This is a genomic window from Halogeometricum sp. S1BR25-6, from assembly GCF_031624495.1.
In the GTDB taxonomy this organism is placed as follows: Archaea; Halobacteriota; Halobacteria; order Halobacteriales; family Haloferacaceae; genus Halogeometricum; species Halogeometricum salsisoli.
In genome coordinates this window covers 80,398-95,641 of the sequence record NZ_JAMQOP010000004.1, presented here as the reverse complement: position 1 = coordinate 95,641, position 15,244 = coordinate 80,398, and the positions used below count along the sequence as shown (strand labels likewise).

General features: G+C 67.2%; 15 protein-coding genes. 7 read left to right on the top strand and 8 right to left on the bottom strand.

Annotated elements, in window-relative coordinates:
* Positions 1-10 precede the first annotated feature (10 nt).
* The 4 genes from NDI76_RS17850 to NDI76_RS17835 all read right to left on the bottom strand — a co-directional run bounded on the left by NDI76_RS17850 (position 11) and on the right by NDI76_RS17835 (position 2,147).
* The gene (locus NDI76_RS17850; protein WP_310925510.1) at positions 11-277 is read right to left on the bottom strand and encodes a DUF8074 family membrane protein; all 267 of its coding nucleotides are present in this window, start codon (positions 275-277) and stop codon (positions 11-13) included.
* A 55-nt stretch (positions 278-332) separates the two neighbouring features.
* Positions 333-986: a ThuA domain-containing protein gene (locus NDI76_RS17845; protein ID WP_310925509.1), complete on the bottom strand. Its 654-nt coding sequence runs from the start codon at positions 984-986 to the stop codon at positions 333-335.
* A gap of 81 nt (positions 987-1,067) precedes the next feature.
* Positions 1,068-1,313 (bottom strand): hypothetical protein, encoded by a 246-nt coding sequence (locus tag NDI76_RS17840; RefSeq protein WP_310925508.1) that lies wholly within the window; start codon positions 1,311-1,313, stop codon positions 1,068-1,070.
* 150 nt (positions 1,314-1,463) lie between these two features.
* Complete coding sequence (locus tag NDI76_RS17835) at positions 1,464-2,147, bottom strand: carbohydrate-binding family 9-like protein (protein ID WP_310925507.1); 684 nt, start codon at positions 2,145-2,147, stop codon at positions 1,464-1,466.
* Between the two features lie 115 nt (positions 2,148-2,262).
* Here NDI76_RS17835 and NDI76_RS17830 point away from each other — a divergent pair, with 115 nt between their 5' ends.
* From NDI76_RS17830 to NDI76_RS17810, 5 genes are all read left to right on the top strand, one after another.
* Positions 2,263-3,456, top strand: coding sequence for a UxaA family hydrolase (locus tag NDI76_RS17830; RefSeq protein WP_310925506.1), 1,194 nt, complete (start codon positions 2,263-2,265; stop codon positions 3,454-3,456).
* Entirely contained in the window at positions 3,453-3,761 is a 309-nt protein-coding gene (locus NDI76_RS17825) for a UxaA family hydrolase (RefSeq protein WP_310925505.1), read from the top strand. Before NDI76_RS17830 ends, NDI76_RS17825 begins: the two co-directional genes overlap by 4 nt.
* Positions 3,758-4,894, top strand: coding sequence for a UxaA family hydrolase (locus NDI76_RS17820; protein WP_310925504.1), 1,137 nt, complete (start codon positions 3,758-3,760; stop codon positions 4,892-4,894). The genes NDI76_RS17825 and NDI76_RS17820 overlap by 4 nt, the downstream gene beginning before the upstream one ends.
* 172 nt (positions 4,895-5,066) lie before the next feature.
* Entirely contained in the window at positions 5,067-6,074 is a 1,008-nt protein-coding gene (locus tag NDI76_RS17815) for a Gfo/Idh/MocA family protein (protein WP_310925503.1), read from the top strand.
* A gap of 82 nt (positions 6,075-6,156) precedes the next feature.
* Positions 6,157-7,290 (top strand): Gfo/Idh/MocA family protein, encoded by a 1,134-nt coding sequence (locus NDI76_RS17810; RefSeq protein ID WP_310925502.1) that lies wholly within the window; start codon positions 6,157-6,159, stop codon positions 7,288-7,290.
* A 15-nt stretch (positions 7,291-7,305) separates the two neighbouring features.
* Here NDI76_RS17810 and NDI76_RS17805 read toward each other — a convergent pair whose 3' ends face one another.
* Both NDI76_RS17805 and NDI76_RS17800 read right to left on the bottom strand, forming a co-directional pair.
* A complete protein-coding gene (locus tag NDI76_RS17805) occupies positions 7,306-8,421 on the bottom strand; it encodes an ABC transporter ATP-binding protein (protein WP_310925501.1) in 1,116 nt (371 codons plus the stop codon).
* Positions 8,418-9,479 carry an ABC transporter ATP-binding protein gene (locus tag NDI76_RS17800; RefSeq protein ID WP_310925500.1) on the bottom strand — a complete coding sequence of 354 codons (1,062 nt, stop codon included), beginning with the start codon at positions 9,477-9,479 and terminating at the stop codon, positions 8,418-8,420. Before NDI76_RS17800 ends, NDI76_RS17805 begins: the two co-directional genes overlap by 4 nt.
* A gap of 211 nt (positions 9,480-9,690) precedes the next feature.
* On the opposite strand from NDI76_RS17800, the gene NDI76_RS17795 reads away from it, so the two are divergent.
* Complete coding sequence (locus NDI76_RS17795) at positions 9,691-9,912, top strand: hypothetical protein (protein ID WP_310925499.1); 222 nt, start codon at positions 9,691-9,693, stop codon at positions 9,910-9,912.
* Between the two features lie 317 nt (positions 9,913-10,229).
* Here the strand turns inward: NDI76_RS17795 and NDI76_RS17790 are convergent, their stop codons facing one another.
* Complete coding sequence (locus tag NDI76_RS17790; RefSeq protein ID WP_310925498.1) at positions 10,230-12,344, bottom strand: ABC transporter permease subunit; 2,115 nt, start codon at positions 12,342-12,344, stop codon at positions 10,230-10,232.
* Positions 12,345-12,532: 188 nt separating this feature from the next.
* Positions 12,533-14,632, bottom strand: coding sequence for an ABC transporter substrate-binding protein (locus NDI76_RS17785; RefSeq protein ID WP_310925497.1), 2,100 nt, complete (start codon positions 14,630-14,632; stop codon positions 12,533-12,535).
* A gap of 142 nt (positions 14,633-14,774) precedes the next feature.
* Between NDI76_RS17785 and NDI76_RS17780 the strand changes: the two genes are divergently transcribed.
* Positions 14,775-15,017, top strand: coding sequence for a hypothetical protein (locus tag NDI76_RS17780; protein ID WP_310925495.1), 243 nt, complete (start codon positions 14,775-14,777; stop codon positions 15,015-15,017).
* Positions 15,018-15,244: the final 227 nt, after the last annotated feature.

The following is a 15,244-nucleotide window of genomic DNA, read 5'->3' as shown; positions in this document are numbered from 1 at the left end:
CGCGCCGCCGTCAGGCGTCTTCGCCGGTCTGCGTCTTCGCGGCGGTCGACGGTCCGGCGTCCTCACCGTCGTGTTCGTCGCCATCCCGCTTGTTCGTCTCGATGCGAGGACCGATCGAGAACCGATAGTAGAGCGTCCATCCAGCGGCCACGACGGCCACGACGGTGAGTATCAGCGGCGACCAGTCCGTTCCGAGCTGCTGAGCCAGCCACATCCCCGAGAGCAGCACCCCGAGGACGTACACGTACACGGTTATGTCTGTTTTCCGTATTCCCATACCCGCAGCGTTCGTGGTCGACCGGGATAAGCGCTCAGGTGCTCGGGCCGGGGGTTCAGTCGCGGACGAGCCACCCGACGGCGTTTCGGAGGAGCCGTCGATACGCCTCGTTCTCGAACGCCTCCGCCGTGTGACCGAGCGAGGCGTAGCAGACCCGGCCGTCGCCGTACTCGCGGACCCAGACGACGGGATAGGATTCGAGGTCCGGGTGGTCCATTCGGGCGAGGACGGTCACGTCGTCGTCGGCCTCCACCTGATAGGGTTCGTCGAACACCCGGAAGTCCTCGACGCCGTCGACGACGGGGTGCTCGGCGACGACGTCGACGCCGAACTCCGACTGTTCGGGGTGCGTGAGAAAGTGCCCGCCGACGAGTTCGCGGAGTTCGGGGAACGGCTCCTCGCGGTGTTCTAGTTCGCCGCCGCCCGCGTGCACGCTCGTGAGGTCGGCGGCGCAGTGGAGGCCGAGGTAGCCGCCGCCGTCGCGGACGAACCCGAGAAGCCCCGCCAGTTGGTCGTCGGTCAACTCGCTGTCGGTCAGGTAGTCGACGACCAGGTCGTACTCCGAGAGGTCGAGCAGGTCGTCTCTGTCGGTCGAACGAGTCGCGTCGGCCGCGTCGCCGAGGGCCGACTCGACGTGCGGGCCCATCTCCGCGAGGTCGTGAAACGGGAACGTCGTCTCCCCGAGTACCAGCGCAGTCGGTGTCTCCATGGCGCTCGGTTCGCCACCCGCCGAAAAAGTCGTTTCGATGCCGCGAACCGCGACTCCGGCGGCCGCCCGCCGGTCCGCACCTCACCACTTCTGCTTGAGTCGGAGGTAGTCCGCGGTGTTGCTGTCGACCTGGTCGCGCCGAATCTCGTTCGGACCGTCGTCGTCGCTCCAGCCGAGTTTGTCGAGAAGCTTCTCCGAGAGGCTCTCGTCGGCTTCGACGGTCGCGCTATCGCCGTCGCCGTCGACGTCGCGAACGCGTCCGACTCGGTCGCCCTCTGACGTGACGACGTCTTTGTCCCTGTCGTCGTCGCTGAACGGTCGTTCCATCGCGGGCGTGTGGTTCGGTGACGACGGACAAATAGCCGTCGGCCGTCCCGCCGCTCCGCTGTCGGCCGTCCCGCCGCTCCGCTGTCGGCCGTCCCGCCGCTCCGCTGTCGGCCGTCCCGCCATCCCCCGTTCTCACCTCGCGTTCGCCGTTCAGGCGAACTCGACCCGGCCGAAGAACTCGGGAGAGTGGTACGCCGGGTCGGGCAGGTCGATGCGGTTCCACGTCCCCTTCTCCTCGTCGGGAACGCCGCTCCGGTAGAAGTTCCCGCGCCAGACCGTTCCCGGGTCGAGCGCCAACGGGAGGCCGGTCAGCGAACGGAGCGTCGAGAGCGGAAGCCGTGCGGCGAGCCACCAAGATTCGTCGTCCGGGTCGGCCGTCTTCGTCGGGCCGGGGACGGACGTCTCCACGTCGACGGCCGCCGCGTCCGCGGGGGAGACGAGCGTCCGTCCGACGCCGCGTTCGCGCCACCCCGGTTCCTGCCACGCGAGTTTGAACGTCCCGCAGCAGTTCGCCTCGAAGTTGAAGTACGACGTCGGCGCCCCGTCCGCCCGCCGTTCGGGCGAGGCGAAGAACTCGACGGAACTGTCCTCGAACGTCGGCCCGTTCAGGTCGGTCACAGCGGCGGTTATCTCCCTATCCTCGGCGTGGAACTGGAGGTAGAGCGCCTCGCCGTCGGAGAGCGCACGGACCGTCGTCGCCGGGCCGGAGCCGTCGCCCCACTGAAACCGGTCGAGTTCGGCCGCCTCGGCCCGGCGCCAGACGGCGTCGTCGGCGTCGCCGGTCAAGGGGACGTCGACCGCACTCTCGACGCGTCGAACGGTGTAGGTTCGCATCGGTCGCGGGTACGCGAGAGCGTCGTATGAGCGTTCCGACCGCGGACGGCGGAGAGGTCGGACGTCTCTTCGACCGACGAAACGACTTTGGGAGTCGCTCCCGAACCGCGAGTCGATGGAGACCGAGTTCACGGGCTATCGACGCGAAAACGGCCGAATCGGCGTGCGGAATCACGTCGCCGTCCTGCCGACGTCCGTCGCGGCGTCGAGCGTCGCCCGCGGCGTGGCGGACGAGGCCGGGACGTGGGCGCGCGCGACGCCGCACCAGATGGGGACGACGCAACCGCCGGAGGCGAGCGCCCAGACCGAACGGGTGCTGGCCGGCGTCGGCCGCAACCCGAACGTCGGCGCGGCGCTGGTCGTCGAGTTCGGGACGGAGGACGTGCGCGCGGACGACGTCGCGGACCGCATCGCGCGGACGGGAAAGCCGGTCGAGACGCTGTCGGTCCGAGCGGTCGGCGGGACGCGACCGGCGCTCGAACGAGGGGCGGCGACCGCAGAGGCGCTGAACGAGGCGGCCGCGGAGGCGCGCCGCGAGACGGCCGACGCGAGCGAACTCGTCGTCGGCGTCGAGTGCGGCGGCAGCGACGCCACCTCGGGCATCGCGGCCAATCCTGCCGTCGGCGAGGCGTGCGACCGCCTCGTCGCCGCCGGCGGCACCGCCTCGTTCAGCGAGACGCCGGAGTTCATCGGCGCCGAACACGTCCTCGCGGAGCGGTGCGTCGACGCGGAGACGAAGGAGCGCCTGCTCGAACGCGTCGAGCGTCGCGAGGCGACGGCCGACCTGATGGGCGTCGACCTCAGGGGCGCCCAACCCTCCCCCGGCAACCAGGAGGGCGGACTGACGACCATCGAGGAGAAGAGCCTCGGCGCCATCTCGAAGGGCGGGACGACGCCGGTGCGCGGAATCGTCGACTACGCCGAGCAACTCCCCGTCGGCGGCGGCCTCGTCCTGATGGACACGCCGGGGTACGACGTGGAGAGCGTCGTCGGGAAGGTGGCCGGCGGCGCGCAGGTAATCGTCTTCACCACCGGGCGCGGCAGCACCACGGGGAATCCGGTCGCACCCGTCCTGAAGGTGACCGGCAATCCGCGGACGTGGGAGCGCATGAGCGCGAACATGGACGTCAACGCCGGAACGGTCGTCGAGGGTGAGGAGGCGGTCGAAGCCGTCGGCGAACGCGTCTTTCGGAGCGTGCTCGACGCGGCCGACGGGAAGCGGACCGCCGCCGAGACCCGCCGGATGGAGGAGTTCGCCATCACCGAGGTGCAACCGAGCGAACTCGGCGAGGAGGTGCGTCGCGCGTGAAGGGAACGCTCATCGACGGCGTCGCCCTCGTTCTGCACGAGGATGACACCGTGGCGACGGCCCTCGAAGACCTCGCCGCCGGACGCGACGTCGACGGCGAGGGGCGGATGGTGACGGTGGCCGACGACGTGCCGTTCGGTCACACCTTCGCGCTCGACTCCCTCTCGTCCGGCGAGACGGTGCGCAAGTACGGCGAGGTCATCGGTCGGACGACGCGCGACGTGGCGGCCGGCGAATGGGTCCACACCCACAACATCGAGAGCACGCGGGGCCGCGGCGACGTCGCGACGGAGGCGGAGCGATGAGCCGAGAAACCGCGCGGCCCGAACGATGCCGAGACGGCTTCGAGGGGTTCCGCCGGCCGGACGGTCGCCTCGGCGTCCGCAACCGCGTGCTCGTCCTCCCCTCGGTCATCTGTTCGCACGTGGTCGGCGAGGAGATAGCGGCCCGAAACCCCCGCGCGGTCGCCGCCCCGCACGACCACGGGTGCGGACAACTCGGCGCCGACGCGGAGCAGACCGAGCGAACGCTCGTCGCCCTCGCCGGGAACCCGAACGTCGCCGGAACGCTCGTCGTCGGTCTCGGCTGCGAGACGGTCCGCAGCGACGTCGTCGCCGCCGCCGTCGAGGAGCGCGGGGTTCCGGTGCGCGAACTCGCGATTCAGGCGGCGGGCGGGACGGACGCCTGCGTCGAACAGGGGGCCGATGCGGTCGCCGAACTCGGCGACCGGGCCGCGGAGGCGACGGACGCGGCCGCGACGCTCGGCGACCTCACCGTCGGCGTCGTCGTCGACGACCTCTCGGCGGCGACGCGGACGCACGCCTACCCCCTCGTCGGCGAACTCGTCGCGCGGGTGACGGCGGCCGGCGGTCGGGTCGTCGTCGCCGGCAACGAGCGGTTCGCCGCCCATCCCGAGGAGACGCAGGCGCTCCTTCGCGATGGGGACGGCGACGCCGACGTCGAAGCCCTCGACGGACTGCTCGGCGCGGCCGACCGGCCGGCGCGGGCCGCACGCGTCGGGAGCGAGGCGGCGGAACGCGGATTCGAGGCGGCGACCGGCTTCCTCGGCGACGCTCCCGTGGTTGACGTCGCGGCGTACGGCGCGGCGGCCGACGTCAACGGCGGCGTGACGCTGCTCGACGCCCCCTCACGCGTCGCGGAGGCGACGACCGGTCTCGCGGCCGCGGGCGCGCACGTCGTGGTCCACGTCACCGGACACGGAACGCCCGCCGGCCACCCGCTCGTCCCGGTGGTGAAGCTCTCGGGCGACGCCGACACCCTCGCGGCCGTTCCCGGCGACATCGACGTCGACGCCCGCGAGACGGGCGCCGCGGAACTCGAAGCGCGCCTGCGGTCCGTCGCCGACGGGGAACGGACGTGCGCCGAGCGGCACGGACTGACCGAGTTCGCCATCGCGCGCGCCGGTCCGTCCACCTGAGTCGAACCGAGTCGACTCGACCCGAACCGCGCCGGACGCCTTCTCCCGCATCTCTCCCCCGCGAACGCTTATGCTCCTCCCAGCAGAGATTCGAGTCGATGACGAGACAGAGCGACGACGCCGTCCCGCGGAGACCGAGCGCCGAATCGACCCCCGCCGGAGGCGTGCGCCGATGACCGACGCACCCATCCGGTTCGGCATCGTGGGCTGTGCGAGCATGGGTGCGACGCACGCCGACGCAATCGAGGCCGTCGAGGGCGCGGAACTCCGCGCCTGCGCCGACCACACCCCCGCGACGGCGCGGGCGTTCGGGTCGGCGCGCAACTGCGCCGCGTACGGGGGCCACGCCGAGATGTTCGCGGACGCCTCGCTCGACGCCGTCTGCGTCTGCACGCCGAACGGCGCCCATCGGGAGGTGGTCGTCGACGCCGCGGCCGCGGGGCTGGACGTGTTCTGCGAGAAACCGCTGGAGGTCACGCCCGAACGCGTCGCCGAGATGGAGGCGGCGTGCCGCGAAGCGGGCGTCACCCTCGCGTGCGTGCTCCAGCGTCGCCTGCTCCCGTCGATGCAGTTCGCCCGCGAGGCGGTCCGCGACGGCCGACTCGGACGCCTCGTCTCCGCCGACGCGCGGATGAAGTGGCACCGCGACCCATCCTACTACGGCGAGTCGTCGTGGCACGGCAGCGAGACGCTCGACGGGGGCGTCCTGTTCACGCAGGCGCTCCACGGTATCGACCTGTTGCAGTGGGTCGCCGGCGGCGTCGAACGCGTCGCCGGCGCGACCGAGACCCGTTCGCACGACATCGAGGTCCCCGACACGGCCGCGCTCTCGGTTCGGTTCGCCGACGGCGCGGTCGGAACCGTCTCCGCGACGACGGCGACGCGCCCCCAACAGCCAATCTCGCTGGAGTTCAACGGTACCGAGGGCACCCTTCGGGTCACGGAGTCGGGAGTCGACGCCTTCGAGACTGCGGTGGGTCGAACGGAGGTCGACCTCCCGGACCCGCCGGCCGACGGTCTCCACGCGACGCAGATGCGCGACTTCGTCGACGCGGTCACCGAGGGTCGGCCGCCGATGGTCACGGCGAAGGACGCGCGGGAGGCGCTGAGCGTCGTGTTCGCCGCCGAGCGTTCGGAACGCAGGGGCGAGTGGGTGCCGACGTCGGCGTTCGAGGGGTGAGTCCGGGGACGCCGAGATAGGAGTCGACGGAAGCGCGTCGCCGCGGGCAAAGCTACTTGGCGCTCACTTTCGACTCTCCCGCATGGAACCAGTCTCTCTCGGTATCATCGGGTGTGGAGCGATAAGCGATGTCTACTTCGAGGCGGCCGACCGGTTCGACGCCCTCGACGCCGTCGCGTGCGCCGACCTCGACGAGGACCGCGCTAAATCGAAGGCGGACGAGTACGGCGTTCCCCAAGTCCTCCCGACGGACGAACTGCTCGCGGACCCCGACGTCGACGTCGCCGTCGTCCTCACGCCGCCGGCGTCGCACGGCGACCTGCTGTTGGCGGCGCTCCGAGCGGGGAAGCACGCCTACACGGAGAAGCCGCTGGCGGCGACGCGCGAGCAGGGTGCGGCAGTCGTCGAGGCGGCGGCGGAGCGGGGGTTGACCGTCGGCGTCGCGCCGGACACCGTGCTCGGGACGGGCATCCAGACCTGTCGGGACGTCCTCGACGACGGCGTCATCGGCGACCCGGTCGGCGCAGTGGCGTTCTGGGCGAGCCACGGTCACGAGCGCTGGCACCCGAACCCCGACGGCTTCTATCGGGAGGGCGGCGGCCCGCTGTTCGACATGGGGCCGTACTATCTCACCTCGCTCGTGACGCTGCTCGGACCGATTCAGTCCGTCGCGGGCGCCTCGCAGACGCCGTTTCCCGAACGGGAGATAACGAGCGAACCGCGGCGCGGGGAGCGCATCCCCGTCGAGGTGCCGACGCACGAGACGGCCGTGCTGACCTTCGAGAACGGCGCGACCGGAACGCTCCTCACGAGTTTCGACGTGTGGGGGTCCGAGCTTCCGGGGTTCGAGATACACGGCACCGAGGGCACGCTGAGCGTGACGGACCCGAACCGCTTCGACGGAGCGCCGCGCGTCCACCTGCGCGACGACGAGGAGGGCGAGTGGCGCGAGGTGCCCGTCGAGCGCAGCCACCCCGGCCAGCAGCGCGGACTGGGCCTCGTCGACCTCGCGCGCTCGCTGTCGTCCGACCGGAACTGGGAGCACCGGACGAGCGGCGAGGTGGGATACCACGTGCTGGAGGCGATGGCTGGCATCCGCGACTCGGCCGGCGAGGGGGAGTACGTCGAACTGTCGGCGGGATGTGACAGACCGGCGTCCGTCCCGGACGGGTTCCCGGCGGCCGACGTCGACGCGGAACCGGGCGGCGAGAAGTAGCGGCGACGGTCGGTGTCAGTCGGCGTCGGCGGGTCGTCCGGTCGCGTCGACGTCCTCGGGGTCGTCGGGAAGCGGCGCGCTGTTGCGGTACTCGACGCGTTCGTGTGCCTCGAAGCAGGCCGTCTCGTGTCTGTCGCTCGAACCGGTCATCCCTTCGAGTTGGGGGTCGTTCCCCGTGCAGAACTCGCGCGCCTCGGGACAGCGCGTGTGGAACCGACAGCCGCTGGGCGGGTTCTCCGGGTCCGGGATGTCTATCTTCCTGACCGGCGGCGACTCGATGGGGTCGTTTATCTCCGAGAGACCGGAGGTGGCCCACAGGAGGCTCTTCGTATAGGGGTGCTGGGGGTTCTTTATTATCTCGTCCGCGGGACCGATTTCGACGATGCGCCCGAGGTACATCACGGCGATGCGACCGTCGGCGCGGCCGGCGAGATAGCGGGCGTTCGCCATGTTGTGCGAGATGAAGACGAACGACGTGCTGAACATCTCCTGCAGTTCCAAGAGCAGGTCCATCAGGTTCACGCGCAGTGAGACGTCGAGCGCCGAAACGGCCTCGTCGGCCAGGATGAGGTCCGGTTCGAGGAGCATCGACCGGACGATGACGGTGCGCTGGGCCTCCCCGCCGGAGAGTTGGTGCGGGTAGCGCGAGGCGTAGTCGTCGGCGGGCGTGAGACCGACCGTATCGAGCATCTGATGGACGAGTTCCCGGCGCTCGACGAGGTTGAGTTCCGGGCGCCACTTCTTCAGCGCGGGGTTGAGGTTCTTGAATATCGTGCGGTTGGGGTCCAGCGAATTGCCGGCGTCCTGATGGACCATCTGGAGGGACTTGCGGATGTCCTTGTAGGGGATGTCGCCCGGTTCGAGGTCGGACTTCCAGATGTCCTGCCCGCGGAAGCGGACGGCGCCCGAAGTGGGGCGCTGGAGGCCGATCATCGTCTTGCCGAGCGTCGTCTTCCCGCACCCCGACTCGCCGACGAGTGCGACCACGTCGTTCTCGCCGATGTCGAGGGAGACGCCGTCGACGGCGCGAACGACGCCCTTGTTGTCGCCGAGGAAGCGGTCGAGTATCCCGCTGTCGCCGCCGAAGTGGACGCTCAGGTCGTCCACCTCCAAGAGCGGGCGGGAGCTCATTTCGTCACCTCCTTTTTCAGCGGAATGGTCTCGCGCGCCTCGTCGGAGTAGAAGCACGCGGCGCTGTGGTCCCCCGACACCTCGAAGAGGTCGGGATTGGTTTCGCGGCACTGCTCGTCGGCGAGCGGACACCGCGGGTGGTACGAACAGCCCTTCGGGACGTTCAGGGGGTCGGGACTGGTTCCCTCGATGGACGCCATCTCGTCTAAATCGGCGTCGATGTCGGGAATCGAGTTGAGAAGCTCCCTCGTGTAGGGGTGCGAGGGGTTCGCCACGATGTCCCCCACCGGACCGAGTTCGAGAATCTCGAAGGCGTACATCACGGCCAGTCGGTCCGAGATGCGGGCGACGTGGCTCAGGTCGTGGGTGACGATGACGATGGTGAGGTCGTACTCCTCTTTCAGCTCCGAGAGGAGCTTCAGAATCGACTGCTGCATCAGCAGGTCCAGCGCCGCGGTGGGTTCGTCCATCACCAGCACGTCCGGGTCGAGAAGAAGACTCAGCGCGATGAGGGCGCGCTGGGTCATCCCGCCGCTCAGTTCGTACGGGTAGGCGTCGAGGATGCGGTCCGGTTCGAGGTGGACGTCCGAGATGAGTTGTCGCGCTCGCTCCATCCCCTCGGCTACGTCGTAGTCGTGCGCGCGGAGCGTCTCGACGAAGTGGTCGCCGATGCTGAGCGTCGGGTTGAACGAGTCGAGCGCCCCCTGGACGACCATCGACACCCGCTCCCAGCGGAACTGGCGCAGTTCCTCCTTGCTCAGTTGATTGACCGCTATCGGGTCGCCCCCTTCGGGCGGATGGAACGTAACGTCGCCGGTGAGCGTCCCGGGCGAGTCGATGGCGTCGAGCATCGAGTCCGCCAGCATCGACTTCCCCGACCCCGACTCGCCGACGACGCCGAGCACCTCTCCCTGCCGGACGTTTATCGAGACATCGTCGAGAACGCGGGCATCCCCCCGCTCCATCGCGAACGCGACGCTCGCGTTCGATATCTCGAGCACGTTGTGTGCCGACCGGCCGTCGTCCTTGCTCTCGCGTCTGGTGTACTGAGTCGACATTGTCAATCCGTCTCGTCGGTGTGTGAGCCGTTCGACCGGGCCAGTCCGTGATGCGCGTGAATACCCAACATAATGGCTGCGATACGAAACTATCACGGTCAATCCCACTTAACACTTTCCCGACCTGGCACGCGGTGCGACGGTCGCGACGACCGAACGGTGGGCGACCCACCGGCAAGCTATAAGTTCTACCAAATTAAACGTCGGAGATATGGCGCAAGCGAGAACGCGACAGAACGGACTACGGTCGGTGCGCTCGAAACTCGGCGGCCCGGTCACCTCGTCCGTGATCGTCGTCGGAGCACTGTTGATACTGGCGGGCGCGATGCTTCAGACGGGCGTCTGGGCCGGGATGCTCGGAATAATCGGCGGGTTGCTGATCACCGTCGCCGTCGTATCGAGGGGCCTCCTCTGGGCGTACCACCAGTTCTGATCACATCATGGTGAATCCGTAGTACACCCCGACGAGCAGGATAACGAGTAGTATCAGGCCGATCATATACCGCGTGGTGTTCCCTTCTTTCTCCACTTTCATTGGTGTTAGACCCGTTCGAAGGGTCCGCGTCGCCTAAGTTAATCTTTTCGCCGAGTACGGCGGACGCGCCGGGAGACTGGCGGAACGACCGACAGCGGGTCGGCGAAGGGACGGCGCTCGGCGTTCGAAGAGACGAAACCGAGGAGAGCGTTCGAGAACACGAGGCTGAACGGACGAAGAAGCGCGACGGAGAGAGAAGAGGGGAACGAAGGGATTCAGTCGGCCGCGGAGGCGGACGACCCGCCGCGGCCTTCCTCCTCCGTCTCGTCGGTCGAGACGGTCGCCGCGTGCCGCGCGCGGAGGCGGGGGTTGAACAGGCGGTCGGTCCCCTGCGCGAACAGTTGGAGCCCGTACGTCATCGTGACGATGAACAGGATGGGCGCGAGGAGCCAGTGGAACCGGTCCACGCCCGAGAGCGCGCCGCCGTTGCGGGCGATGTTGAGCACGATGCCCCAGTTGTTCGTCGTGAAGGGGAGGATGCCCAGGAAGTACAGGCCGACCGACTCCATGAGGATGTTCCGCATCGAGCCGACCGTCCCCATCGTCAGCATCGGCATGAGCCGGGACATGACGTTCTTCGAGAGGATGCTCTTGGTCGGCAGGCCGAGGACGCGGGAGGCCTCGACGTGCGCCTCGCCGCGGATGGTGAGCACCTGCGAACGGAGCTGTCGCGCCAGCCGCGGCCAGTTGTCGACGGCGAGGATGACCCCGACGAACACCGGACTCTTCGGCGAGAGGATGACGGCGAGGACGATGACCAGCGCCAAGCCGGGGATGTTCATCATCACGTCCGTGATGGTCATCAGCACCTTGTCGATGAGGCCGCCGAGGTAGCCTGCGGTGACGCCGAGGAGGATGGCGAGACCGAGCGTCACCGCCGCGCCCGACAGCATCATGATGAGCATCGGACGCGTCGCCCGCACCTGCTGGGCGAAGAGGTCGCGGCCGATGTCGTCGGTGCCGAGCGGGTAGGCCAGGTTCTCCAGCGGTTGCAGAAGAATCGGCCCCTGCATCGGGTCGACGGGCCGAACGAGGTACGGTCCGAACAGCCCCATGAACCCGAATATTGCGAGGATGATCGCGCCGACGCGGGCCCGCGGCGACGTCCAGATAATGCGGAACGGCGTCAGGAGGCTTTGGTCGATGCGCTCGCGAACGTAGTCGCCGCGCGAGAAGTCCGACTGCTCGACGTCGAAGCTCATCGCGCCGCTCTTCGAGACGCGACTGTCCTGAATGCGGTCGTCGATGGTCTCGCTCTCCTCGCCGCGACCGTTCCGGAGGCGGTTGACGAACCGCTGGAACTGTTCGCGGTACGAACGCGAGTAGGACTCCCGTTGGCTGTGGCCGGCGCGGGGGTCGATGAAGCCGTAGGTGAAGTCGGCGATGAGGAGGCCGATGACGGTGACGACGGTGAAGAGGATGACCGCCGCCATCACCGTCGTGTAATCCCGCGCCATCGTGGCCTCGTAGAAGTAAAAGCCCATGCCGCGGTAGCGGAATATCTGCTCCATGATGACCGACCCGCCGAAGAGGCTGGCGAGGCCGGCCATGAGGCCCGTGTACATCGGGAGCATCGAGTTCCAGCCGATGTACCGCAGTTGGATCCTGCTGTCGGGGAGTCCCCGGAGTTCGGCCACGTCCACATAGTCCTCGCCGATGATCCGCGTACAGTGCGCGCGGAACTCAAGGCCGCCCCACGAGGTGAGCGCGAAGGACATGATGGGCAACGCGGCGTGTCTGAGTACGCTGGCCATGAACTCGATGTTGAATCCGGGCGTCAGGGAGTTGTCGTAGCGCCCCCCGTTGGGGAAGAACTCCGTCCCGAATCCGAACACGAACAGGAGCACGAGTCCGACGACGTAGTAGGGTACCGCGTCGGAGAAGATGACGAAGTAGCTCCCGACGACGTCCCAGGTGTCGCCCTCGTGGACGGCGAGGAAGCCGCCGATGAGGAACACCATCACCGTCCCGATGACGAGCGCGAACAGCGAGACGAACATCGTCCACGGAATCGCCGGGCCGAGCACGTCCCAGACCGGGTCGGCGTAGAATATCGACCGGCCGAAGTCCAGTTGCGCCACCGAGACGATGTAATCGACGTACGCCTCCCACATCGGCTTCGAGGGATTAACGTTCGAGTACATCTCGACCATCTGGTTGAGGCGCGCCGTCGAAACCGATCCGCCGGAGCGCTGCCGTATCTGTGCGGCGATGTAGTCCATCGGCCCACCGGGGATGAGACGTATCGTCACGAACGAGAACGTGATCGCCGCCAATACAGTCACTAAAGACTGTACTATCCGCCTGACGTAGTAGTTCTTCTCTACCATCCTGTTATCTGTTAGCAGTCATCTGCACACTTAATAATTACTGATACGGTCGCACCGAGGAACAATCACGACACATTACACTTTCGTCCGCAACGCGGAGAGAGCGGTATCAAGGCTCCCGAAGCGGCGCGGGTCGGTAGCGGAACAGTGGCGGACGAGGGGAGGTCAGGCGTACGTCTCGCGCCGTCTCACTGTCCCCCTTCTGCGGGTCCGAAGTATTCGGTTCCCGTCTTCGCCATGTACTGGCAGTACGAGTACTGCCCGACCTCGACGATTTCGTAGCGGTACGCCGGGTTCCGGTTGTTGTTCGGGGGTTGGGTCTGCCACTTGCTGTGGTCCAGCCAGTAGCCGCCGGTTCCGCCTTCCTCGTTCACCAGCATCATCGGCAGCGACTGGTTGAATATCCACGCCATCTCGCCGATCGTCTGTCGGCGCTTCTCGTCGGACATCCGCGTCTGGAGTCGGTTGAGTTTGTCGATGACGTCGACCTCCTGGAGGTCGCCCGTCGGGTCGCCTATCGGATACGGCACCTCAACCTTCCTGTTCATCGCCCAGTTGTCGTTCGTTCCGATCGGCTGTCCGGAGAGCGTCTGCTGGAGTTGGAACGTCGTCGAGAAGTCGAGGAACGCTGGGCCGGACTTCGCGCCGCCCCAGGTGTCGAACAGCATCTCCCAGTTGCCGGATTCGAGCGTCTTCCCGGCGCGGATAGTAGCCTCCTGCGCCGTGACCTCCGTCTGGAGGCCGAAGTTGTCCAGGTAGGACTTCGCTATCTGCGCGAAGCGCAGGGCCATGGGTTCCTCGCCGGACGTCGCCGTGTAGAACCGGAGCGTGATGTTGTTCCCGTCGGAGTCCTGCCAGCGACCACCCGACTTGGAGAATCCGGCGGCTTCGAGCAGTTGCGTGGCCCGTTCCTTGTCGACGTCGTCTTTCGTGTGGGCGTACCGCTCTAAATCCGTGAGCGCTCCGTTCGGCCAGTTCGAGTTCCCGCCGTACCAGGGAACCTCCTTGTCCTGACCCATGCCGGAGGGGATCCGGTCTTCCACCCAGTAGGACTCGTAATCGGGAACCCACGCGACCAGCGGTTTCCGCGGGACGATGTGGTGAATCGCCTTGCGGACGCGCGGGTCGCCAGTGATGTCGCTCTGGCAGTTGAACAGCGTGCACATCGATCCGCTCCGCATCGAGGGAGTGATCTGATCCGTCGAGAGGTCGTCGGCGGGGCCCCAGCCCTTCTCTCGGATGCCCTCCCGAGCGGACTCGGAGTCCGGCGGATAACTGACGTCGATGGTGCCCTGCTTCATCGCCTGCGTTCGCTGTTGCTGGTTCGGGTAGCGGTGCCACCGGAGGTTGTAGTCGATCATGTCCCCGGTGATGTCGCCGTCCGCCCATTCGGCGTCGCTGAACGGGCTGTAGTAGTCGTCGTAGGGCTCGAAGTACGCGATGTTCTCCTCGCCACTGACGAACTCCCAGACGGAGTTTCCGGGGACGTTCGAGTTGTCCCACACCTCCTTTTGCACCGCCTGCATCATCTCCTGCTGGGCGGAGGTCCGCGCGTCCTCCGTCGTGGCGTCGTCGAACATCTCGGCGTACTTGCCCCAGATGTCCCGGTGAGCCCAGAGCCACGCGCGGCGCTTCATGTGCCCGAACTCGAATATCTCGCGGCTGATGTCCGCCTCCTTCAGGTCGAACGTGAGCTCGTACTTTCCGGTCGTCTCGACGTTCTCGTAGAGCGGTTGGGCGCCGTACCCCTTGTGGACCGTCTGCATCAGCTGTCCGATCTTCAGCTGCGTGGCCACGTCCTCCGCCGTCAGGTCGTCGCCGTTGTGCCACGTGTACGAATCGCGGACGTTCCACGTGACCTGCCCGTTGTCGGCGTAATTCCAGTCCTCGATGACCATCCCTTTCGTCTTGTTCGCCACCTTGTCGTGGACCGCGAGCTGGTCGAACATGGCCCAGTACCACCGGAACGACCAGTTCGTCGCGTTGCCGTAGGGGTTGAACCGGGCGTTCGTCGGCGCGAGCGAGATGATGTGGTCGAGCGTCTTCCCGGACGAACCCCCGTCCGCGGTCCCCGAGTCAGTCGACGTCCCTCCGCCGCCGTCACCCTCGTTCTGGAGCGGTGTCGGCGTCGATTGGTCGTCCTCTCCACTACACCCCGCGAGTGCGGCGACGCCCGCCGTCGCCCCGAAAGCGTTCCTGAGCAGACGACGGCGCGTCTGCGGAGACACGTCCTCCCACTCGTCGTCGCTGATCCACTCGTCGGACTCACCACTAGTTTGCGAATCCATTACACACTGCCAATTACCATACTCGTATATACATCTATCGATAATGGAGATTATTAAAACAGAACGTTGGGTCGTCTGGACGGAATCTGCCGGAGTTCCCGGTCCCAAAGGACTATTGTTCCGTTTCACGAACGCTGCGGTCATGGGAAACTCAGAACGGGCGTACTTCAAAAACTGGATCTGCCGCCGAAAGATGCTCTGGACCGGTATTCTCTCGTTCACCCTCCTGGCCCTCGTGCTCGGTCTGTTGGCCCTGACGAGCGTCGAACGGGGTACCGCGTCGTACGTCGTACTCATGATGGACTTCGCCGTCGCCGGCGTACTCCTTCTCATCGTGAGCGTCGTCTTCTGGCAGTGTGACTACCTGGGCGACACGTTCGAATAACCGCCCACCGCACTCCCTGGAGGTCGAAATCCGAATTCTCGGGGCGGCGTCGAACCGCCGGACCGCAACCGCTCCCGTCGCTCGCTGCGCTTCTGTTCCCGATAGGAGAACTTGTGCGTTACAGTATTAGAATCGTAACGAACTGGAGTGCCGAGAACACTATCAGCGGCCCCGGACGAAAAGGTGAGACACGCACACACACCCGGCCGTGACTGTTTGAGCCGGTC

Excerpts from the sequence above, each read along its gene's own strand:
- NDI76_RS17795 (WP_310925499.1), top strand. The coding sequence starts at position 9,691 with ATGGCGCAAGCGAGAACGCGACAGAACGGACTACGGTCGGTGCGCTCG.
- NDI76_RS17785 (WP_310925497.1), bottom strand. The coding sequence starts at position 14,632 with ATGGATTCGCAAACTAGTGGTGAGTCCGACGAGTGGATCAGCGACGAC.
- NDI76_RS17790 (WP_310925498.1), bottom strand. The coding sequence starts at position 12,344 with ATGGTAGAGAAGAACTACTACGTCAGGCGGATAGTACAGTCTTTAGTG.
- NDI76_RS17810 (WP_310925502.1), top strand. The coding sequence starts at position 6,157 with ATGGAACCAGTCTCTCTCGGTATCATCGGGTGTGGAGCGATAAGCGAT.
- NDI76_RS17830 (WP_310925506.1), top strand. The coding sequence starts at position 2,263 with ATGGAGACCGAGTTCACGGGCTATCGACGCGAAAACGGCCGAATCGGC.
- NDI76_RS17805 (WP_310925501.1), bottom strand. The coding sequence starts at position 8,421 with ATGAGCTCCCGCCCGCTCTTGGAGGTGGACGACCTGAGCGTCCACTTC.
- NDI76_RS17845 (WP_310925509.1), bottom strand. The coding sequence starts at position 986 with ATGGAGACACCGACTGCGCTGGTACTCGGGGAGACGACGTTCCCGTTT.
- NDI76_RS17840 (WP_310925508.1), bottom strand. The coding sequence starts at position 1,313 with ATGGAACGACCGTTCAGCGACGACGACAGGGACAAAGACGTCGTCACG.
- NDI76_RS17815 (WP_310925503.1), top strand. The coding sequence starts at position 5,067 with ATGACCGACGCACCCATCCGGTTCGGCATCGTGGGCTGTGCGAGCATG.
- NDI76_RS17780 (WP_310925495.1), top strand. The coding sequence starts at position 14,775 with ATGGGAAACTCAGAACGGGCGTACTTCAAAAACTGGATCTGCCGCCGA.
- NDI76_RS17820 (WP_310925504.1), top strand. The coding sequence starts at position 3,758 with ATGAGCCGAGAAACCGCGCGGCCCGAACGATGCCGAGACGGCTTCGAG.
- NDI76_RS17835 (WP_310925507.1), bottom strand. The coding sequence starts at position 2,147 with ATGCGAACCTACACCGTTCGACGCGTCGAGAGTGCGGTCGACGTCCCC.
- NDI76_RS17800 (WP_310925500.1), bottom strand. The coding sequence starts at position 9,479 with ATGTCGACTCAGTACACCAGACGCGAGAGCAAGGACGACGGCCGGTCG.
- NDI76_RS17850 (WP_310925510.1), bottom strand. The coding sequence starts at position 277 with ATGGGAATACGGAAAACAGACATAACCGTGTACGTGTACGTCCTCGGG.